This is a genomic window from Burkholderia sp. MS455 (assembly GCF_016899445.1).
Taxonomy (GTDB): domain Bacteria; phylum Pseudomonadota; class Gammaproteobacteria; order Burkholderiales; family Burkholderiaceae; genus Burkholderia; species Burkholderia pyrrocinia_C.
The window spans coordinates 1,709,701-1,730,658 of sequence record NZ_CP041778.1 but is presented as its reverse complement, the minus strand read 5'-3'; the positions used below and the strand labels follow the sequence as shown (position 1 = coordinate 1,730,658).

18 protein-coding genes are annotated in these 20,958 nt (G+C 66.9%); 10 read left to right on the top strand and 8 right to left on the bottom strand.

Translation table 11 applies throughout. The features are described 5' to 3' along the window. Nucleotides 1-151 precede the first annotated feature (151 nt). Together FPJ27_RS12350 and FPJ27_RS12345 are read left to right on the top strand one after the other, a co-directional pair. Nucleotides 152-571: a DoxX family protein gene (locus tag FPJ27_RS12350; RefSeq protein WP_204421310.1), complete on the top strand. Its 420-nt coding sequence runs from the start codon at nt 152-154 to the stop codon at nt 569-571. A 56-nt stretch (nt 572-627) separates the two neighbouring features. Further along, the gene (locus FPJ27_RS12345) at nt 628-1,731 is read left to right on the top strand and encodes a porin (protein WP_204421309.1); all 1,104 of its coding nucleotides are present in this window, start codon (nt 628-630) and stop codon (nt 1,729-1,731) included. An 81-nt stretch (nt 1,732-1,812) separates the two neighbouring features. Here FPJ27_RS12345 and FPJ27_RS12340 read toward each other — a convergent pair whose 3' ends face one another. From FPJ27_RS12340 to FPJ27_RS12330, 3 genes are all read right to left on the bottom strand, one after another. After that, entirely contained in the window at nt 1,813-2,355 is a 543-nt protein-coding gene (locus FPJ27_RS12340) for a cysteine hydrolase family protein (RefSeq protein ID WP_072438774.1), read from the bottom strand. Nucleotides 2,356-2,587: 232 nt separating this feature from the next. Beyond that, on the bottom strand, nt 2,588-3,907 hold the full coding sequence (locus FPJ27_RS12335) for an MFS transporter (RefSeq protein ID WP_204421308.1): 1,320 nt from the start codon (nt 3,905-3,907) through the stop codon (nt 2,588-2,590). A 42-nt stretch (nt 3,908-3,949) separates the two neighbouring features. Further along, nucleotides 3,950-5,134, bottom strand: coding sequence for a M20 aminoacylase family protein (locus FPJ27_RS12330; RefSeq protein ID WP_204421307.1), 1,185 nt, complete (start codon nt 5,132-5,134; stop codon nt 3,950-3,952). Between the two features lie 182 nt (nt 5,135-5,316). Between FPJ27_RS12330 and FPJ27_RS12325 the strand changes: the two genes are divergently transcribed. Together FPJ27_RS12325 and FPJ27_RS12320 are read left to right on the top strand one after the other, a co-directional pair. Further along, nucleotides 5,317-6,219, top strand: coding sequence for a LysR substrate-binding domain-containing protein (locus FPJ27_RS12325; RefSeq protein WP_072438769.1), 903 nt, complete (start codon nt 5,317-5,319; stop codon nt 6,217-6,219). Between the two features lie 208 nt (nt 6,220-6,427). After that, nucleotides 6,428-6,748: a pyrimidine/purine nucleoside phosphorylase gene (locus tag FPJ27_RS12320; protein WP_006478890.1), complete on the top strand. Its 321-nt coding sequence runs from the start codon at nt 6,428-6,430 to the stop codon at nt 6,746-6,748. Nucleotides 6,749-6,840: 92 nt separating this feature from the next. On the opposite strand, the gene FPJ27_RS12315 is transcribed toward FPJ27_RS12320, so the two are convergent. The 4 genes from FPJ27_RS12315 to FPJ27_RS12300 form a co-directional block, all read right to left on the bottom strand. Then, complete coding sequence (locus FPJ27_RS12315; RefSeq protein WP_174418674.1) at nt 6,841-7,176, bottom strand: hypothetical protein; 336 nt, start codon at nt 7,174-7,176, stop codon at nt 6,841-6,843. Between the two features lie 475 nt (nt 7,177-7,651). Beyond that, the gene (locus FPJ27_RS12310) at nt 7,652-9,439 is read right to left on the bottom strand and encodes a chloride channel protein (protein WP_204421306.1); all 1,788 of its coding nucleotides are present in this window, start codon (nt 9,437-9,439) and stop codon (nt 7,652-7,654) included. A 20-nt stretch (nt 9,440-9,459) separates the two neighbouring features. Continuing rightward, the gene (locus tag FPJ27_RS12305; RefSeq protein ID WP_072438765.1) at nt 9,460-9,873 is read right to left on the bottom strand and encodes a helix-turn-helix domain-containing protein; all 414 of its coding nucleotides are present in this window, start codon (nt 9,871-9,873) and stop codon (nt 9,460-9,462) included. 112 nt (nt 9,874-9,985) lie between these two features. Further along, a complete protein-coding gene (locus FPJ27_RS12300; RefSeq protein WP_072438763.1) occupies nt 9,986-11,161 on the bottom strand; it encodes an HPP family protein in 1,176 nt (391 codons plus the stop codon). 366 nt (nt 11,162-11,527) lie between these two features. Between FPJ27_RS12300 and FPJ27_RS12295 the strand changes: the two genes are divergently transcribed. From FPJ27_RS12295 to FPJ27_RS12280, 4 genes are all read left to right on the top strand, one after another. Beyond that, on the top strand, nt 11,528-12,496 hold the full coding sequence (locus tag FPJ27_RS12295; RefSeq protein WP_072438761.1) for a LysR family transcriptional regulator: 969 nt from the start codon (nt 11,528-11,530) through the stop codon (nt 12,494-12,496). A 280-nt stretch (nt 12,497-12,776) separates the two neighbouring features. Next, on the top strand, nt 12,777-13,685 hold the full coding sequence (locus tag FPJ27_RS12290; RefSeq protein WP_204421305.1) for a LysR substrate-binding domain-containing protein: 909 nt from the start codon (nt 12,777-12,779) through the stop codon (nt 13,683-13,685). Between the two features lie 653 nt (nt 13,686-14,338). Beyond that, a complete protein-coding gene (locus tag FPJ27_RS12285) occupies nt 14,339-15,112 on the top strand; it encodes a hypothetical protein (protein ID WP_204421304.1) in 774 nt (257 codons plus the stop codon). Between the two features lie 20 nt (nt 15,113-15,132). Then, nucleotides 15,133-16,266 (top strand): transporter substrate-binding domain-containing protein, encoded by a 1,134-nt coding sequence (locus tag FPJ27_RS12280; RefSeq protein WP_072438755.1) that lies wholly within the window; start codon nt 15,133-15,135, stop codon nt 16,264-16,266. 93 nt (nt 16,267-16,359) lie between these two features. On the opposite strand, the gene FPJ27_RS12275 is transcribed toward FPJ27_RS12280, so the two are convergent. Next, a complete protein-coding gene (locus FPJ27_RS12275; RefSeq protein WP_204421303.1) occupies nt 16,360-17,448 on the bottom strand; it encodes an ionic transporter y4hA in 1,089 nt (362 codons plus the stop codon). A 550-nt stretch (nt 17,449-17,998) separates the two neighbouring features. On the opposite strand from FPJ27_RS12275, the gene FPJ27_RS12270 reads away from it, so the two are divergent. Next, nucleotides 17,999-19,555: a 3-hydroxyacyl-CoA dehydrogenase gene (locus FPJ27_RS12270; protein ID WP_204421302.1), complete on the top strand. Its 1,557-nt coding sequence runs from the start codon at nt 17,999-18,001 to the stop codon at nt 19,553-19,555. A 69-nt stretch (nt 19,556-19,624) separates the two neighbouring features. Next, nucleotides 19,625-20,947 (top strand): phenylacetate--CoA ligase PaaK, encoded by a 1,323-nt coding sequence (gene paaK, locus FPJ27_RS12265; RefSeq protein WP_204421301.1) that lies wholly within the window; start codon nt 19,625-19,627, stop codon nt 20,945-20,947. Nucleotides 20,948-20,958: the final 11 nt, after the last annotated feature.

Sequence of the window (20,958 nt, the reverse complement as noted above, 5' to 3'; positions counted from 1 at the left end):
GAAGAAGAGAGCAGCATCGAACAAGAGGAGGAGCACAGCACATCGGGCCGAGCCCGATGCCGGTTGTTGCAGAGCGGGGCGGGCGGCGCCCGTCCCGGTTCATTGGCAATCCGGTGCGCCAGCCGCGCATCGTTTTTCGTTGATCGACACCATGACACCGAATCAACCGTTTCTCGCGTCCCAGCGCGATGTGCTGCTGCTGCTTTCCCGGATCCTGCTCGTGATCCTGTTCGTGATGTCCGGCTGGAAGAAGATCGTCGACTTTCCCGGTACCATCGCGTTCATGGGTTCGGAAGGCGCGCCCGCGCCGATCGTGTCCGCGGCGATCTCCGTCGCGATGGAGCTGTTCGCCGGGGTCGCGATCCTGGTCGGCTTCCAGACGCGGCCGCTCGCGCTGCTGCTTGCGCTGTATACGATCGGCACCGGCCTCATCGGCCATCATTACTGGACGATGACGGGCGGCGAGCAGATCAACAACATGATTCATTTCTACAAGAACATCGCGATCTCGGGCGGCCTGCTCGCGCTCTGCGCGGCCGGCCCCGGACGTTTTTCGATCGATCGCGGATGACCGGGCGCGCGCATGGGGCGCGCGTCGGATGGTCGAGACTCCGAGGGGGCATCATTTTGCGACTCAAACATTTCGCATGGCTGATCGCGGCCGCCACGCCGGCGGCCGCATTCGCACAAACGAGCGTGACGCTGTACGGCCGTGTCGACGGCGGCGTCGAATACCTGAACCACATCGCGACGCCGAACGGCAGCAAGTCGCGCTGGAGTGCGGAAAGCGGCGACTGGGGCACCAGCATGTTCGGGCTGAAGGGCATCGAGGATCTCGGCGGCGGGCTGTCGACGGTCTTCAACCTCGAAACCGCGTTCCAGGTAATGAACGGCCAGACGGGCGGCGGGCGCATGTGGTCGCGGCGCGCGTATGTCGGCCTGAAGAGCGACACGTGGGGCCAGCTGCAGGCCGGCCGCAACCTGTTCATCGACAGCGATGGCGTGTGGGAATTCGATCCGTTCGTGCAGCAGGCGTTTTCGTCGGCGTCGCTCGTGCGCGGCCGCAACTGGCAGCAAAGCAGCAACAACATCGAATATCACAGCCCGGTGATCGGCGGCTTCGACGTGCAGGCGCAATATGCGTTCGGCAACCAGTCGCGCGGCTTCAACTACGGCGCGGCCGACGATTTCGGCCGCTCGGACGGGATCATGATCTCGTACCATTCGCCGGTGCTCGACGTGCGGGGCATCTACGACGAACTGCGTGACAACAACGGCAAGCTCAGCAATATCTTCACCGCGTCGCGCGAGTACTTCGTCGGCGCGAACGTGAAGGTGTCGAAGTTCAAGATCCAGGGCGCGTATACGCACTACCAGGCGCCGGACAGCCCGGCCGGCGTCGCCGATCGCGCGGATCACTACTGGCTCGGCGCGACCTACACCGCGACGCCTCAATGGGCCGTGACGGGCGGCGGGTATTACGTGAAGGTCGGCGACGGCGGCGGCGATGCGTCGCACGATCCGTCGGGCCACGCGATCATGTATGTGCTCGGCACCACGTACAACCTGTCGAAGCGCACGTTCCTGTACGGCACGGTCGCGTATGCGCGCAACGGCGGGAATTCGAACTTCTCGCTGCTCGCGACGCCGCGGGATGCGACGTCGGGTACGAGCCCGCTGACGGGCGAGTCGCAGACGGGCGCGTATGTGGGGATGATGCATACGTTCTGAGCGGGGCGACTACGGACTTGCACACAACGCACGGGCCGTGACCCGTGCGTTGTCGCGTTTACGGAGCGCGATCGGTGTCGTTCAGAACACGCACGCCTCGGTCGTCGTCAGCATCGCGAACGGCCCGTCGAGCGTTGTGTTGTGATGCGCGACGATCTGCTCGGCCCGCAGCGCGGGCGTGTCCATGCAGGTGTGCGCATCGGCGACGAGCACCGCGCGAAAGCCGAGATCGGCGGCGGCGCGGCAGGTCGTATCGACGCAGTACTGCGTCTTCATGCCGGTGACGACGAGTTCGCCGATACCGGCCGCGCGCAGCCATTCGGCGAGCCGCGTGCCCGCGAAGCAGTTCGGCCGGGTCTTGTCGAACACGGTGTCGCGCGCGGGATCAATCGCAAGTTCCGGCAGCAGCGCGGCGAGCGGCGAATCGGGCGCGATCGGCGTGCCGGCGGCTCCGGTGTGACGCACGGCGAACACCGGCGCACCGCCTTCGTGCGCGAGGCCGATCAACCGGTTGATGTTCGCGAGCACACGTTCGCCGTCGTGCGGACGATCGGGACCGTGAAACAGCCCGACCTGCATGTCGACAACGAGCAGCGCGCGTTTGGGGGAAGGGGCTTCGGACATTGCGTTTCTCCTGAGTGGCCGATACGGACGGAGAAACGACAAGACCCCGTCCGGAACCGGCGGGGCCTGTGAGGAATCGGTGCGCTACGACCTTGCGCGCACTCGCCGCACGAGCCCGCCGAAGGCGGTCGTGCGCGTGGTGGTCGAATGAGTGGTCGTGGCGTGGCGCATGGAACGATCATGCCCGATGCGCGCGCACCACGTCAATCGCGTGCCGCGCATCGGCCGCCTCTCAATCGAGCGACTTCCCGGCCTTCTCATCCATGCATCGCACCGCGAGCAGCGTCAGCACGCCGCACCCGATCGCATACCACGCAGGCGCGTTCGGATTGCCGGTCGCCGCGATCAGCCAGGTAACGAAGAACTGTGCGAAGCCGCCGAAGATCGCGACGCCGACGCTGTACACGAGCGCGCCGCCGGTCGCACGCACCGCACGCGGGAACAGTTCGCCGAGCATCGCGCCGGTCGCGCCGATGTTGATCGCATGCACGATCGACAGCGCGGCGATGATCGACAGCAGCGACGCGGCGCCCGGCCAGCGGTTCAGCGCGATGAACGCCGGGTAGATCGCGGCCATCAGCACGATGCGCGTCCACCAGACGATCCGGTTGCGCCCGTAGACGTCGGACAGGTGGCCGCCGATCGGCGTCACGAGCATCAGGATCGCGCCGGCGACGCAGCCGGCCGTCATCGACAGCCAGGTCGGCAGGTGCAGCACCTGCACGCCGTAGATCGCCATGTAGAACACGATGATGTAGTGGATCGACGTGCCGCCGATCGTCACGCCGAGGCCCGCGAACACGGCCTTGCCGTGATGGCGCAGCACGTCGGCGAGCGGCAGCGACGCGGCCGGTTCGTCGTGCGCGGCAGTGGGGGCGGCAGCCGGTACCTCCTCGACGGTCTTGCGCAGCCAATAGCCGATCGGCACGAACAGCGTGCCGATGATGAACGGCACGCGCCAGCCCCAGCTTTCGAGCTGTGCGGCATTCAGCGTCGACGTCAGCGCGACGCCGGTGAGCGCGCCCGCGAGCGCGGCGAGCCCCTGGCTCGCGAACTGGAACGATGCGTAGAAGCCGCGACGATGCTGCGGCGCCTGTTCGAGCAGCAGTGTCGTCGACGCGCCGACTTCGCCGCCCGATGCGAACCCCTGCAGCAGGCGCGCGAGCACCAGCAGCAGCGGCGCGGCGAGACCGATCTGCGCGAAGGTCGGCGCGACCGCGATCGCCGCGGTGCCGAGCGCCATCAGCAGCAGCGTGAGGATCATCGCTTTCTTGCGGCCGGCGCGGTCGGCGTACATGCCGATCACGAGCCCGCCGAGCGGACGCGTGACGAAGCCGACGCCGAAGCTCGCGACCGCGAGCATCAATTGCCCGAACGACGAATGCACGGGAAAGAACAGCTTGCCGATCAGGATGGCGAAGAAGCTGTAGACCGTGAAGTCATAGAACTCGAGCGCGTTGCCGACGGCGGCGGCCGCGATCAGCCGGCGTTTCTTCGCGGCGGCGCGGGCATCGGCCGGCGTGCCGGCGAATGAAAGGGCAGACGTTTCCATGGGGTTCCCCCGGTAAGCGCGAAACTGCGTGGTGAAGGGCCGTCAGGCCGCGAGCCAGGCTTCGGCGATGCGAACCCAGTAGCTCGCGCCGATCGCGAGAATGTCGTCGTTGAAGTCGTAGCCGGGGTTGTGCACCATGCAACCGCCCTTGCTGCCGATCCCGTTGCCGATGAACGCGTAGCAGCCGGGGCGCGCCTCGAGCATGAACGCGAAATCCTCGCTGCCCATCAGCGGCGCGGCGTCGGTTTCGACCCGCTCGGCGCCGAGCATCCGGCGCGCGATGTCGGCCGCGAACGCGGTCGGCTCCGCGTGATTGACGAGCACCGGGTAGCCGTAGTCGTAGTCGACTTCCGCGGTGATGCCGAAGCTTTCCGCCTGGCCTTTCACGAGCGCTTCGATGCGGCGCGCGAGCAGCGCGCGCACGTCGGCGTTCAGCGCGCGCACCGACAGCTTCATCACGACGGTTTCGGGAATGATGTTGAACGTCTCGCCGGCCTGCACGCTGCCGACCGTGATCACGGCCGCATGCTGCGCGTCGACCTCGCGCGCGACGATCGTCTGCAGCGCGACCATGATGCTGCCCGCGGCCGACATCGGATCGCGCGCGAAATGCGGCATCGCGCCGTGGCCGCCGACGCCGCGCAGCGTGATCGTCACGCGGTCGGCCGACGCCATCGCGGCGCCGGTGCGGAAGGCCATGTCGCCGGCCGCGCGGCCCGGCATGTTGTGGATCGCGAAGATCGCGTCGCACGGGAAGCGGTCGAACAGGCCGTCGTCCATCATCGCCTTCGCGCCGCCGAAGTTTTCCTCGGCCGGCTGGAAGATCAGGTTCAGCGTGCCGGAGAACTGGCGCGTCGCCGCGAGGTGGCGCGCCGCGCACAACAGCATCGCGGTGTGGCCGTCGTGGCCGCAAGCGTGCATCTTGTTCGCATGGCGGCTCGCGTACGGCAGGCCCGTGGCTTCCGCGAGCGGCAGCGCGTCCATGTCGGCGCGCAGGCCGACCGTGCGCGCGCCTTGTCCTTCGCGCAGCACGCCGACGACGCCCGTTTTGCCGATGCCGCGATGCACTTCGTAACCCCAGCCGGTGAGCAGCTCGGCGACGAGATCGCTCGTGAGCGTCTCTTCGAACGCGAGTTCGGGATGAGCGTGGATGCGGCGGCGCACCTCGACCAGCTCGGGGGCGATCGCGGCGATGCCGGGGATGACGGGGTTCACGGCTTGCAACATGGTGTCTCCTGTGGGGCCGGTGGGGCGTTTGACGCGCATATGACGTGCAAGCATATAAATTTCTTTTGCGCACCAGAAGCTGCTAAATTGCTTTGGTGCTCACCACCGGTTGCCGCTCGGGAATACCCTGAACCGGCACGCACGGCCACGCACCGGGTTTCCACGGATCACGCATCGCCGCCATGAAATACCATCAGTTGAAAGCGTTCGTCACCGTCGCGGAAGAGGGGAGCATCCGCGCGGCCGCGCGGCGCCTGAACGTGTCTCCGGCGGCGCTGACGAAGGCGGTCAAGGAATTGGAGATCGCGCTCGGCGTGTCGCTCGTCGTGCGCACCGCGCGCGGCGTGCAACTCACCGCATTCGGCCAGCAATTGCAGGTGCGCGCGCGGCTGATCGTCGCCGAAATGCAGCGCGCTCGCGACGACATCGAGCAGGCGCAGGGGGCGACGACGGGCTCCGTCGCGGCGGCGATCACGCCGGCCGCCGCGGTGACGATCCTGCCTGATGCGTTTCGCGCGTTCCGGCGCCGCTTTCCGGTGGCGCGCGTCAACCTGATCGAAGGGTTTCCGGGCGTGGCGTTGCCGCGCCTGCACGACGGCTCGCTCGATTTTGCGGTGGCTGTCGTCGTGCCCGAATTGCTGGCGGCCGAGTTCGATCATGCGGAGCTTTATGCGAGCCGTTCGCTGATCGTCGCGCGCAACGAGCATCCGCTTGCGTCGGCCACGTCGCTCGCCGATCTCGTCGAGGCCGACTGGCTGATGAATCCGTCGCCGGAAAGCTCGACGCAGGCGCTGTTCAATTCGTTCGTCGCGCATGGGTTGCCGGTGCCGGCGCGCATCGTCGAATGCCCGAGCTTCGGGCTCGCGCACAGCCTGATGACGGGTTGCGACCTGATCGCGTCGATGCCCGAGCAACTGCTTCAGGGCGAGTGGGCACGCGATCGGTTGACGGTGCTGCCGATTCGCGAGCGTTTGCCGGCCGTGTCGGTGCAGGTCGTCACGCGCCGCGACAGCCCGCTGACGCCGGCCGCGGCGATGCTGCTCGATTGCCTGCGCGATTCGGCGCGACGCAAGGGGCTGCGATGAGCCGGTATCTCGGGCAGCGACCGTCATCGCATAGTCATCCTGACGATCCGGTGCGCCGCGCTGTCGTCGTTTGAAGGGCACCACGCTTGCCCGGCGGGCGCGCAGTTCCGGCGCATGCCGCGCGAGCCGGTATCATAGCGGCCGGCCCGCCGCTCCGGCCGGCTTCCAACAACATCGCCATCCGGCATCCAGCAAGCAGAGGCATCACATGACCAGTGCAACCCAATTCGACAACGTATCGGTCGTCAAGCGCGCGAACGTCTATTTCGACGGCAAGTGCGTGTCGCATACCGTGCTCTTCCCGGACGGCACGCGCAAGACGCTCGGCGTGATCCTGCCGTGCGCGCTCAACTTCGGCACGGACGCGCCCGAATTGATGGAAGTGCAGGCCGGCAAGTGCCGCGTGAAGCTCGACGGCAGCAGCGAATGGCAGACCTACGGCGCCGGCGAATCGTTCTCGGTGCCGGGCAAGAGCCGCTTCGACATCGAAGTGCTCGAGACGCTCGACTACGTCTGCAGCTACCTGTAAGCGCGGGCGACACAAAAAGAAAAGCCCCGCCGAAGCGGGGCTTGTCACAAGCGGATGGCGCAAGGCCATCCGGTGCGCCTGTTCTCGTCTCGTTACAGGCAGGCGTTGATGTCGCCGGCCGACGACGCATCGCCGCCGCGGAAACCGACCCAGGTCTTCGCGTTTGCGGCGTTGGCCGGGCGCACCACGGCAGCGGCGCCATTCGGCGGTTGCTGGCCCGGTGCATAAACTGCCATCGCGAGGCCGTTCGCCAGTTCATACTGCGACGTCACCTGTTGCTGCGACTTGTCGGCCCAGGTCTTCGCGATGCACTGCGCCACCTGGTCAGCGGGTTTCTGGCTTTGTCCCACGTTCTGCAGGGCAGAATCGGCTGCATGAGCAGAAAATGCCACGGTCAATGCGATGAGCGGTAAGTATTTCACGTTCACGTTATCTCCCTCGAGTCGTGATTGATTGAGTGGGATGCGCAGCAGTACTGCGTACTAATGAGATCGCAGCGGACAAGCACGGTTCCGGCTATTCCGAAACAAGTTGTTAACGCGCTTGCCAAACGGCAGCTACGGTGCTCTGCACTCTGCTGCGGCGCGGCATGCATCGTGTGCGGCCCGTCGATGGACGGGCGATGCTGCAACGACGTCATGCGTTGCCCGGTCGGCGCGCTGCCCAGTCGTGTGGTGACGTGACGGTCGCGGCGAGCGGCATGTGTCTGCATGCCGTGCCGCGACTCTTTATCTGATCGCGAAGTGGAATGGCTGATTATGGTGGCCCCGTCGCATGGGTACCATGATGACAAACTTTCGTCGGTTGGATTGTTAACCAACTTTAAACGCGGGAAGCAAGCGCTTTCCAATGGAACAGGAGCCTGGGCGAGGGCGCGTTGCACGCCCTCGCATGCTGGACGCGTCAGCCGGCCTTGCGCGTGCCGATGTCGCGCAGGTTGGCCGGGACGATCGGACGGAAGCGCTCGCGCTTCTGTTCGTCGTCGAAGTGCTGGAGCGCGGGCTTGATCAGGTCGCTGCGCGACACGATGCCCGTGATGCGCAGCGATTGCTCGTCGTCTACGACCGGCAGGCGTTCGAAGCCGAGCATCGCGAGGCGCGATGCGACGACGCGGCACGTTTCGTGCGCAAGCGCGACGGCGGGCACGCGGTTGGCGAACGCGGCCGAGATCGGCGTGTCGACCGCGGCGTGTGCGCGCTGCGCGTCGAGCGTCGCGCGATCGACGAGGCCGAGCAGGCGGCCGTTCTGCACGACCGGGTACGCGCGATGCGTCTGCTTCGCACCGAAGTACTGCGTGTCGACCGCATCGAGCGTCGCCGCGCCGTCGATCGCGACGAGCCGGTCGGCGGACGTCATCACTTCGCCGATATCATGCCGCTCGAGCGGATCGACGCCGTATTCGCGGTAGATGTGATAGCCGCGGCGCGCGATCTTTTCCGTCATGATCGAGCGCTTCATCACGACGGTCGCGAAGCCGTGCGCGACGAGCGTCGCCGCGAGCAGCGGCAGCAGCGCGTTGGCGTCGTGCGTGAGGCCGAACGCGAACACGATCGCGGTCAGCGGTGCGCCCAGCGTCGCACCGAGTGTCGCAGCCATGCACACGAGCGGCCACAGTGCCGGGTCGCCGCCCGGCAGCACCGGCGACAGCACGGTGCCGAGGCCGGCGCCGAGCATCAGCAGCGGGGCGAGCACACCGCCCGACGTACCCGAGCCGAGTGCGATCACCCACATCACGGCCTTCACGATCAGCAGCGCGATCGCGATCTTCAGCGCGATGTGCTGGTGCAGCAGGTCGCCGATCACGTCGTAGCCGACGCCGAGCGCGCGCGGTTCGAGCCAGCCGCCGATGCCGATCACGATCGCGCCGAGCGCGGGCCACCACATCCAGTGCACGGGCAGCTTCGCGAAGGTGTCCTCGACGCGGTACAGCGCGGCCGACAGGCCGCAGGCGAGCATGCCCGACAGCAGGCCCGCGACGATGCACGACAGCAGCGCGACCGGCGTCGGCGCGGCCGTGGCGAGCGGAAACAGTGGATCGACGCCGAAGAACAGCGCGCGTGCGAAACCGGCCACCGCGCACGCGAGCGCAACCGGCAGGAAACTGCGCGGACGCCATTCGAACAGCAGCAGCTCGACCGCGAGCAGCACGGCGGCGACCGGCGTGCCGAACACGGCCGTCATGCCGGCGGCCGCACCGGCGACGAGCAGCGTCTTGCGCTCGGCCGCGGTCACGTGCACGCACTGCGCGATCAGCGAGCCGAGCGCTCCGCCCGTCATGATGATCGGGCCTTCGGCGCCGAACGGGCCGCCGCTGCCGATCACGACGCCGGACGACAGCGGCTTGAGGATCGCGACCTTCGGCGACATGCGGCTCTTGCCGAACAGGATCGCCTCGATCGCTTCCGGAATGCCGTGGCCGCGAATCTTTTCCGAACCGAAGCGCGCCATCATCCCGACGATCAACCCGCCGATCACCGGCACGACGATCACCCATGCGCCGAGCGCGTTGTTCGCCGGAGAGCGGTCGGCGAACGAGAACTGCTGGAAGAAGAACAGGTTCGTGAACAGGCGGATCAGACTCAACAGCACGAACGCGGCGAGCGTGCTGAGCAGGCCGATCCCGGCGGCAAGCAACGCGATCCTGGGCAGGCGTTCGTTGGTCGAGAAATCGCGTTTGTGCGGTGCGTTCATCGGAGTGGTAAAAGCGAGGGTCAGTAATCGATCTGGGGAACCTGGAACGTGCCCTTGAGCGACTTCAGCTCGGCGCGATGCATCGCCGCGAGGCGGGCGAGCAGCGTCTCGCCGGCTTGTTCGAGATGGACCTCGACTTGCCGGCGGTCGGCTTCGCTCGTCTTGCGCTTCACGAGCCCGAGCGCTTCGCAGCGCGTCACCAGCGCGACGACGCCGTGATGCTGCGCCTGCAGTCGTTCCGCGAGCTCGCCGATGGTTGCCCATTCGCGATGCGGATAACCCTTGATGTGCAGCAGCAGCAGGTATTGCAGCGGCGTCACGCCTTCGCTTTGCGCGGCGCGTTCGGAGAAGCGCTCGAAGCGGCGCATCTGGTAGCGGAACTCGGACAGTTGCTGGAAATCGCTTTTGTTCAGTGCGCGTCTGGTATCGTTCATCGAGGGCGGGCAGTCGGTTTCGGAACCGGAGAATATATCACGGCATGATATAAATGGCCGAACTAAAGCGAAATTAATGCATTCCTCGTTGCGTCGGTGCGTTGCGCTTGCGTCAAGCAGCCTCGAGCATCTGCGTCTGCCGATAGAGGCCCGTGACGAGATCCGTCTGCGTAATGATCCCGACGAGCCGGCGCGACGCATCGACGACCGGAATATGGTGATGGCCCGAATGCGTGAACAGCGGCACGAGCACGGTGATCGGCATCGTTTCCGGCACGAACGCAACGTCGCGCGTCATCACCGACGCGACGCTCGCGGGCTGGCCGCCGAACGATTGCGGCAGCCGTGCGGACAGGCGTTGCCACAGCGGGGTTGGGCGGCACAACTGGCGCGTGAGGTCGGCGCGCGTGACGATGCCAATCAGGCGGCCCCCGCCGTCGACGACGGGCAGCGCCTTCACGCGGTGACGGTCGAGCAGCGTGAGCGCGGCCTTGACCGACGTCGACGGCGCGACCTCGATTGCGTTCTTCGTCATCAGGTCGGCGCACTTGAACTGGCCGAACGTGCGCGTATAGGCCTGCATCTCGGTTTCGCGCAGCAGCGTTTCAAGATCGTCCGGATCGACGTCGAGCCATTCGCCGCGACGCTTCAGCACCGCGTCGAGGTCGCCGCGCGTGAAGCCGCCGCGCGCCGGTGCGGCGCCGCCTGTCTGCGGTTTCGCTTCGGCGCGCGCGCCGCCATGCGGGTAGCGATGCCCGGTCAGCGCGTGATACGCGAGCGCGGCCGACAGCAGGATCGCCGATTGCAGTGCGATCGGCTCCAGCACGAAACTGAATCCGAGCGAATGGATTGCCGGGCCGCCGACCACGGCCGTGAGCGCGACGGCGCCCGACGGCGGGTGCACGCAGCGCAGCGCGAACATGCCGCCGATCGCGCATGCGATCGCGACCGCGGCGGCCGTAATCGGATCGGCGATCCATTGCGCGCACGCGACCCCGACCGTCGCCGCGACGAGATTGCCGCCGATGATCGACCACGGTTGCGCGAGCGGACTCGCCGGCACCGCGAACAGCAGCACGGCCGATGCCCCCATCGGCGCGACGAGCAGCGGCACGAGGCCCGGTACGCCGGGCAGCCACCGCATCGTGACGCCGACCGTCGCGATGCCGACGAGCGCGCCCGCGCACGAACGCAGTCGCTCGCGCCAGCCGAGCGACATCGGATGGGGAATGAAACTGTGCAGCCATTGGCGCAACGTGCGGCGCGACGAAGATGAGCCTGACGACATGGACGGGTAAGCGGTAAAAATGACAGCGCGGGTATGTGCGGCGACAAGGGTGGAATTGTATCGTGTTGTGATGTAAATTGTCGCGCTCCATCAAGCCGTTACACGCGTACGACGCATGCGCCTTGCATGAACCTTTCATCGGACGAAAGTTTGGGCTGCTGGCAATAGCGCAAATTTGTCTGCGGCGGCGTACAATTCCGGCCACTGAATCCCCGACATACCAGAACCACGTACCCGATGCCCGCTCTCCCGCCTTTCCCCCGGCACGGTGATCATCGATTCGGCATGGTTCGCGGCCGCGCTCCGTTCCCCACCTGACGCGAGCGCCGCCGACGCCTCCCCACTGACTCTCCCCAAGCCAATTCAATGGACATGCTCGAAAACATGCGCCTGTTCGTGCGCGTTGTCGAAGCCGGCAGTTTTACGGCGGTCGCGAAAGAAATCGACGCGACCACCGCGCAGGTGTCGCGCGCGGTATCGAACCTCGAAGCGCACGTACAGACGCGCCTGCTGCATCGCACGACGCGCCATCTCGGCCTTACCGAAAGCGGCGAACGTTATTTCGAGCGCGCGAAATCGATCCTCGCGGAAATCGACTACGCGAACGCGGAGGCGCGTAACGCACTGCTGCGGCCGAGCGGCAAGATGCGCATCCATGCGATGACGGGGCTCGGGCAGAGTCATGTCGTGTCGTCGATCGTCCGCTACCAGGAGGACAACCCCGACGTGTCGGTCGAGTTGACGCTCGCGCAGCGGATGCCGAATCTCGTCGAGGAAGGCTACGACGTGTCGATCGTGACGGCGTCGCAGTTGCCCGATTCGGGTTACGTCGCGCAGACCTGCGGCACGAGTTGCAGCGTGCTCGTCGCGTCGCGCGAATACCTGGCGCGGCACGGCACGCCGCAGTCGCCCGACGATTTGCCGAACCACGTGTGCCTGCGCCTCGATACGCCGGCATCGCCGGCCGGCGAATGGCGGCTCGAGCGCAACGATGGCGAGGAGACTGTCTACGCGCTGCAGCCGGCGCCGTTCCAGGTCAACGTGCCGGACGCGCTGTGCGTCGCGGTGCGCGCCGGGCGCGGGATCGCGTGCGTCGCACTGTATACGGTGCTCGACGACATCCGCGCAGGGCGGCTGATCCGCGTGCTGCCCGCGTACCGGCTGCAGACGGTGAGCGTGTACGCCGTCTACGCGACGCGCCGTTATCTCGACGCGAAGATCCGCACGTTCCTCGATCACCTGCGCACGACGCTCACGCCAGCGCTGGAGAACGACCTGCGCGAACTCGACCGTCTGACGGTCGAGCAGATGCCGGGCGGCCGCAAGCGCGCGTGACGGCGCGGCCCGCCGACCGAACCGCGTGCGCCGTGGCGACGCTCATGCGCCCGGAGGCGTGATGCGGATCCGCTCGAACCCGCCCGCGAGCCACGGCGAGCCACGTATACGCAGCGATGCCGATCAGCCCGTGCACGGCGACGAACCGCAATGCGCCGACGAGTCATGAAGGTCTCGGTCGTCGTGCGCGGCGCGGGCCGCGCATCAGGTGCAACCGAGCATGGAAATCGTATCGATATCGGTCTAACCTCGAAAGACCATCGATCGATACAAAATCTGGATGATTGAACTGCACCAGCTTCGCTGCTTCGTCGCGGTGGCCGAGGAGCTTCATTTCGGCCGCGCGGCCAGACGGCTCTTCATGACGCAACCGCCGCTCAGCCGGCAGATCCAGTTGCTCGAGCACGCGCTCGGCATCGCGCTGCTCGAACGCAGCAGCCGGCAGGTGAGCCTGACCGCGGCCGGCGAACGCTTCCTGCGCGACGCGCGGCACATCCTCGAATTCTCCGCGCGGGCCGAGCAGGCCGCGCAGCGCGTCGCGCACGGCGGGGCCGGCCGCATCACGCTCGGCTTCACGGCCGTCAGCGCGTACCGGATGATCCCGATGCTGCTGGCGCACGCCGCGCACGCGCTGCCGGACGTCGACGTCGAATTGCGCGAGATGGTGTCGACCGTGCAGATCGACGCGCTCGCGTCGCGGATGCTCGACGCGGGTTTCGTGCGCCAGCGCGCCGCGCGCCAGCCGCTCGAATACCGGCTCGTGCAGCGCGAACCGATGCTGGTCGCGGTCGCGCAAGACGCGCCGCTCGCCGCGTTCGAGCGCATCGGTCCCGACGATCTCGACCGGCAGCCGTTCATCGCGTATTCGCCGAACGAGGGGAAGTATTTCCACGACATGATCTCCGGCCTGTTCGCGAACGCAGGCAGGCTGCCGAACTACCTGCATTACGTCGGGCAGACGCATACGATCCTGGGCCTCGTGCGTGCGGGGCTCGGCGCGGCGCTCGTACCGGCGTCGGCGCGCGAGCTGCATGTGGACGGCGTGGTGTTCCGGCCGCTTGCGGGCGTCGACGTGGCGGCCGAGTTGTATCTCGCGTGGCGGGCGGACAACGACAACCCGGCGTTGCCCGTGTTCAACGCGATGGTCGAGCGGTTTCTCGCACAGGAGCAGGGCGGCGCGGCGGCATAGCACGTTCGTGCCGTGTCACAAGCTTTCAATCCGGAAGCTTGCGGTGCCGCGATGGCAAGCAATCCTGATCGAGCGCGGCCGGCTGGCGTCGTGCGAATCCTTACCGTCACGAAAGCCGCCTCGATACCAGCGTTTCAACGGCAGAACCAGGCGGTTTGCTGCACCGCGACAACCGCTTGACGCTGCATGCCGGTCGGCGCACGATACGCCAGTGCATTTGGAGCGGGACGCGCCGGCCGCGCGGTTCCTGCACCCGCGATACGCAAAAAAGAACAACGATGAGCCTTTACGCACTCGTACCGGAATCCCGGCGCCGCTTCTGTCGGCCCGCCGGAACAGCGATTCTCCCGACGCCCGTCGCGTCACGTATCCGTCATCCCGTTTCGTACCGTGCGTCGGTACACTTCCCCGTCCGCGCGCCGGCCGCGTCGATGAGCGGTGTCGCCCGCACCATCGGGCCGCAGCCTGCCGCTCCCGATCTCCGCATCCTGAACGGCGTCTATACCGGCGTCTCGTGACGCCCGCCGGCGGCTGTCCTTGTATTGCGCCGCCGGTTTCCCGATCGTCCGGCGGCACCGGAGTCCGAAGCATTTCGAGTGAGCTTGAAGAAGCAAACGCACGCAGTTCCGTTCGAGATTCAAGGAGAAGAACTCATGTCGCAGCTTTCGAATGAAGCAAACGGCAGTTCGGGGAGTGGCAAGGCAAAACTGATCAAGTGGGCGATCATCATCGCCGGCGTCGCGATTGCGGCACCGGCCGCGCTATTCGTACTGAAGGGGATGGTCGCGCTGATCACGGCGGCCGTCGTCGGCCTCGGCGCGATCTATTTCGCGCCGGTCGTCGCGATGAAGTTCGCGAACCAGAAGGTGAAGATGATCGTCGAGGAGGCGCAGTCGAATCCGATCGAGACGCTGATCAACCAGCTCGCGGAAAAGCGCCAGGCGGCTCAGAAATTCGCGGACAGCATCACCGCGTTCCGCACCGAGGTGAAGAACTTCGAGAACAAGACGGAACTGTTCGAGAAGCAGTATCCGGACGATGCGCCGCGCTTCCGGTCGCAGCTCGACACGATGAAGCAGCTGCTCGCGTTTCGCGAAGGCCGCTACAAGCAGGTGCAGGCCGAGCTGAAGAATTTTGCGACGGCGATCGACCGCGCGAAGGCGATGTGGGACATGTCGCAGGCCGCGCAGCAGATGAACAAGCTCGCGGGCCGGCAGACGGCCGACACGTTCGAGCAGATCAAGACCGACGTGGCCGTCGATTCGGTGATGCGCTCGGTCAACAAGGCGTTCTCTGAAATGGAGACGTCGCTGATGGATAACCCCGAGGTCAAGCAGGCGCAGCAGCAGGCGTTGAACGGCGGCCACGTGCCCGTTCCCGGCCCCGATGCGGCGAATCCCGCTGTGCTGCCGTCGAAACAACAATAACTTCCTGCAGGCACGCAACCATGAAAAAACTTCTCGGCGCAATCGCGTTTCTGGTGGTGCTCGTCGGCGTATGGATCGTGCATCAGGGCGGCCTGTCGACACTGATTCCCGCGCATGACGCGGCCCCGGCCTCGACGTCCGCACAGGCGGGCGACACTGGCCGGCCCGCGCAGCCGTCGCCGTCGGCCAACGTGCTGCCGGCCGGCTTCACGCCGCAAGCCAGCACGCTGAAATCGATTGCCGAAAACGGCATCGTGCGGATCTCGGTGCAGAACCCGAGCGAGCCGTTCTTCGGCGAGGACAAGGGCGCGCCGCACGGCTTCAACGTCGAATTCGCGCGGCTGCTGTTCGCGGATCCGTCGTTCTCGCACGGCGGCAAACCGGTTGCCGTCGATACGCGTCACGAGGTCGACACGTACCCGGGCGTGCCGAAGCAACTGCTCGACACGGACGCGAAGGGGAACCACGTCGTCGACGTGGCGATGGACGGGCTGACGTTCCCGGACAATACGCCGGCCGGCGTCGTCTATTCGGTGCCGTACGTCGACGATTTCGGCTACTCGCTGATCGTGCGGCAAGGGTCGGCGATCCGTTCGACCGACGATCTCGCGGGAAAGACGGTCGGCATCCTGAAGGGCGACCCGGACGTGCGCGCGTTTGCCACGCGCCAGTATCCGAACGTCCGGTTCGTCGAGGTCGACGATTCCGATCCGGCGTTCATCGCGAAGAGCATCGATGGTCATGCGGTCGACGCGTTCATCTACGACTATCCGTTCGCGGTCAGTTCGATCAAGAACACCGACCTGAAGTTCGCGGCGACCAAGCTCGACGGCTCGAACATCGCGTACAAGATCGGCGTGCGCGCCGACGACCAGGATCTGCTGATCTACCTGAACGCCGCGATCGCGAAGCTCAAGCAGTCGCCGCAGTATCTCGACCTGCTGCGCAAGTACTTCGTCAGCGACCAGGCGGTGACGACCGCGGCCGCATCGGGCGAACACACGTATGTGGTAAAGGCGGGCGACACGCTGAACCTGATCGCGGCGAGCAAGCTCGGCAGCGGCCAGCGTTATCGCGAGATCCAGCGCCGCAACAACCTCGCCAATCCGAACCTGATCCTGGCGGGCCAGCATCTCGTGATTCCGGTCCGGTAACGATGGCGTGACGTGAATGAAGGTGGGTGAAGGGACGTGAAAAAAACGCGCGGCCCGGCGGAGGCGATCCGCCGGGCCGCGCGCAGGTTGGCGTCAGTGGGTGACCGACAGGAACAGGTACGCGGCGAACAGCGACAGGTGCACGACGCCGTGCAGCACCGTCGTGCGCCCCTGGCTGAGCGTCAGCGTGCTGACCAGCAAGGTGAGCGCCAGCAGCACGGTTTCCATCGCGCCGATGCCGAGCGTGAGCGGCTGGCCGACCCAGATGAACACGGCCGCGACGGTCGGGATCGTCAACCCGATGCTCGCGAGCGCCGAGCCGAGCGCGAGGTTCATGCTGGTCTGCAGGCGGTTCGCGCGTGCGGCGGTGACGGCCGCGAGCCCTTCCGGCAGCAGCACGAGCGCGGCGATCACGATGCCGACCGCGGCTTCGGGCGCGCCGAGCTTCAGCACGGCGTGCTCGACGGCCGGCGACAGCAGCTTCGCGAGCAGCACGACCGCGACGAGGCTCGCGAACAGCAGCACCATGCTGATCGCCGCGGTGCGGTTGCTCGGCGGCGCCGCGTGCACCGTTTCGTTCGCGCTGTCGTGATCGGCGAGGAAGTAGTCGCGGTGGCGCACGGTCTGCACGAACACGAACACGCCGTACAGCACGAGCGACGACACGCCGGCGAACGCCAGCTGCGATTTCGAGAACTGCGGGCCCGGCACCGCGTTCAGGTAATTCGGCATCACGAGCGACAGCACCGACAGCGAAGCCAGCACCGCGAGCGCCTTGCTCGCGCCGCGCCCCTGGAAGTCCTGTTCGCCGTGCTTCCACGCACCGACCAGCAGGCAGATGCCGACGATGCCGTTGCAGATGATCATCACGGCCGCGAACACGGTGTCGCGCGCGAGGCCAGATTTCTCCGGGCCCGCGCCGAGCATCACCGACACGATCAGCGCGACTTCGATGACGGTCACGGCAACCGCGAGCACGAGCGTGCCGAACGGTTCGCCGACTCGGTGCGCGACGACTTCCGCATGGTGGACGGCGGCGAACACGGCGCCGGCCAGTGCGGCGGCGAACAGCGCGATGACGAGGCCTTCGGCCGGCACGGCGCGCGACAGCGCGAGTACCAGCCATGCGGCAAGCGGGGCCATGAGGGTCCAGCGCGGGAGCTGGTTGGACGAGAGCGGCATTGAGGGTTTCCTTATGCGAGTGGCGGCGCGCGACGCGCCGTCACGGGGTGACGAAGCCCGGCCGTACTATCCGCCGAACGACGATGATGAAACCGAAGGGGGGCCGCGCGTAATGGCGCTGCCTCGAGTTCGCCGCGATGAGGCGGCGAGGGGCGCGGGCGGGCTGGAGCCCGTCGCTGGGTGAAACGGTTCGATGCGGCTGGCCGCCGATGGCGGGGTGAATAATCGTGACGGCGCGCCGGCCGGACGCTCGGTTCCGACCCCGGAAGGGCACCGGACGATGGACATCGGTGGCGGCGTGACACGCGGTTTCCCCCTGAAATCCGTCGAGTTGTCGAATTTTATCAGGCGTTTGGGGGCCGCAATCTCATATTCGAACGCTTTCATTGACCTTTCGGTTTACAAAAAGTGCCCCAATTCTTCAATTTTTTGTCTTTGCGGTTTCCGTAACGGTCTATTGCACGACAAATTCGGGCTCGCCCTGACATAAATCTACCGACCGGTCGGTTTATAATCGCTCGCACTTCCACTTCATGACGGATCGCAAGCGATGGCTGTTTCCTCTGCACATTCGGTGAACTCGGGCGCGCTGGCGCCGTCGGTCATCGTCGGCGTGATCGGCGCCGGCGCGATGGGCGCGGGCATTGCACAGGTTGCGGCGGCGGCCGGCCATCCGGTGCTGCTGTACGACCTGAACGAAGCGGCCTGCGACAACGCGCTGGCCGGCATCCGCGCACAGTTCGCGCGGCTCGCGGAGAAGGGCCGGCTCGAACCGGCGCAGGCCGACGCGGCCGGCAACCGGATCCGCGCGGTGCGCGCGCTGGCCGATCTGGCGGGCGCCGCGCTGATCGTCGAGGCGGCGGCCGAACGGCTCGACGTGAAGCGCGACATTTTCGCGATGCTCGAGCGCCATGTCGACGACGCGTGCCTGCTGGCGACCAACACGTCGTCGATCTCGATCACGTCGATTGCGGCCGGGCTGCGCGTGCCGCAGCGCGTCGCCGGCCTGCATTTCTTCAACCCGGCGCCGCTGATGGCGCTCGTCGAGGTGGTCAGCGGGCTTGCCACCGCGCCCGACGTTGCGCAGGTCCTGTATGCGACCGCGGTCGCGTGGGGCAAACAACCCGTGATGGCGAAATCGACGCCGGGCTTCATCGTGAACCGCGTCGCGCGGCCGTATTACGCGGAGGCGTTGCGCGTGCTGAACGAGCAGGGCGGCGCGCCGGCATCGATCGACGCGGTGATGCGCGAGGCCGGCGGCTTCCGGATGGGGCCGTTCGAGCTGATGGACCTGATCGGCCAGGACGTGAACTTCGCGGTGACCGAATCGGTGTTCCGCGCGTATTTCAACGACCCGCGCTACACGCCGTCGCTGATCCAGCAGGAACTCGTGAACGCAGGCTTCCTCGGGCGCAAGTCGGGGCGCGGCTTCTATTCATATGCGGACGGCGCGACGCCGCCCGCGCCCGATCTCGAACCGCAGTGCGATGCGCCGGCGGATGTCACGCTGTACGCGCAGGACGGCCCGGCCGCCGCGCTGCACGCACGCTTCGCGGAACGCATCGCGCTCGCCCGGCCGGCCGGCGCGCGTCCGGACGACCTGCTCGCGACGGCCGGCCGCGCATCGATCGCGCTGACCGACGGCCGCCCGGCCACCGCGCGCGCCGCGCAAACGGGCGTGGCCGATCTCGTGCTCGTCGACCTTGCGCGCGATTACGCGCAGGCCGGGCTCGTCGCGCTGACGCGTGCGCTCCGGTGCGGCGATGCGGCCTATGCGGACGCGGTCGGCCTGTTCCAGCAGGCGGGTTTTCGCGTCGTCGGCGTGGCCGACGTGCCCGGGATGGTCGCGATGCGTACCGTCGCGATGCTCGCGAACGAGGCGGCCGACACGGTGAACCAGGGCGTGTGTTCGCCCGCCGATCTCGATCTCGCGATGGAGAAGGGCGTGAACTACCCGTGCGGCCCGCTCGCGTGGGCCGATGCGATCGGCATCGGCCGCGTGTTTCGCGTGCTGTCGAACCTCGCGGCGAGCTACGGCGAGGACCGCTATCGCGTGTCGCCGCTCATCGCCGCGCTGCATGCGGCCGGCCGCACGTTCCGGTCGTAGCCGCTGGCCCCGGTCACCCCGATTACCCCGAACACGATAACGACATCACTCCATTGGAGGAGCACCCCGATGACTCACCCGACGCATCCCGCCGCCGCCCTCGAGCCGATCGAGACCGCCAGCCGCGACGAACTGCAGGCGCTGCAGCTCGAGCGCCTCAAATGGTCGCTGCGCCACGCGTACGACAACGTCCCGCACTATCGGCGCACGTTCGATGCGGCGGGCGTGCATCCGGACGACCTGAAGACGCTCGCCGATCTCGCGAAATTCCCGTTCTCGACGAAGAACGACCTGCGCGACAACTATCCGTTCGGGCTCTTCGCGGTGCCGCGCGAGCAGGTCGTGCGCGTGCACGCGTCGAGCGGCACGACGGGCAAGCCGACCGTGGTCGGCTACACGGCGCGCGACATCGACACGTGGGCGAACGTGACCGCGCGTTCGATCCGCGCGGCCGGCGGCCGCCCGGGCGACACGCTGCACAACGCGTTCGGCTATGGCCTCTTCACGGGCGGCCTCGGGATTCACTATGGTGCGGAGCGGCTCGGCTGCATGGTCGTGCCGATGTCGGGCGGGCAGACCGAGAAGCAGGTGCAACTGATCCGCGATTTCGAGCCGAAGATCATCCTCGTCACGCCGTCGTACATGCTGAACCTGATCGACGAGATGGTGCGGCAGGGGATGGACCCGGCCGAGTCGTCGCTGAAGATCGGCATCTTCGGCGCCGAGCCGTGGACCCAGGCGTTGCGCGAGGAAGTGGAGACGCGCGTGGGCATCGACGCGCTCGACATCTACGGGCTGTCGGAAGTGATGGGCCCGGGCGTCGCGTGCGAATGCGTCGAGACGAAGGACGGCCCGGTGATCTGGGAAGACCACTTCTATCCGGAGATCATCGATCCCGTCACGGGCGAAGTGCTGCCCGACGGCAGCCACGGCGAGCTCGTGTTCACGTCGCTGACGAAGGAGGCGATGCCGGTGATCCGCTACCGCACGCGCGATCTCACCGCGCTGCTGCCGCCGACCGCGCGCGCGATGCGCCGCCTCGCGAAAATCACCGGTCGTTCCGACGACATGCTGATCGTGCGCGGCGTGAACGTGTTCCCGAGCCAGATCGAGGAGATCGTCGTCGCGCTGCCGGCGCTGTCGGGCCAGTTTCAGATCACGCTGTCGCGCGACGGTCACATGGACCGGCTCGAGCTCGCGGTCGAACTGCGCTCCGAGGCTGCGGCGTCCGTTACGGAAAGCGCTCGCGCGGCGCTCGCGCGCGAGCTGCAGCACCGGATCAAGACGATGGTCGGCGTGTCGTCCGGCGTGACGGTGATTGCGGCGGGCGGCATTCCCGCGACCGCGACCGGCAAGGCCCGGCGCGTGATCGACCGCCGCCAGGCCGCGTGATTCCGATGTTT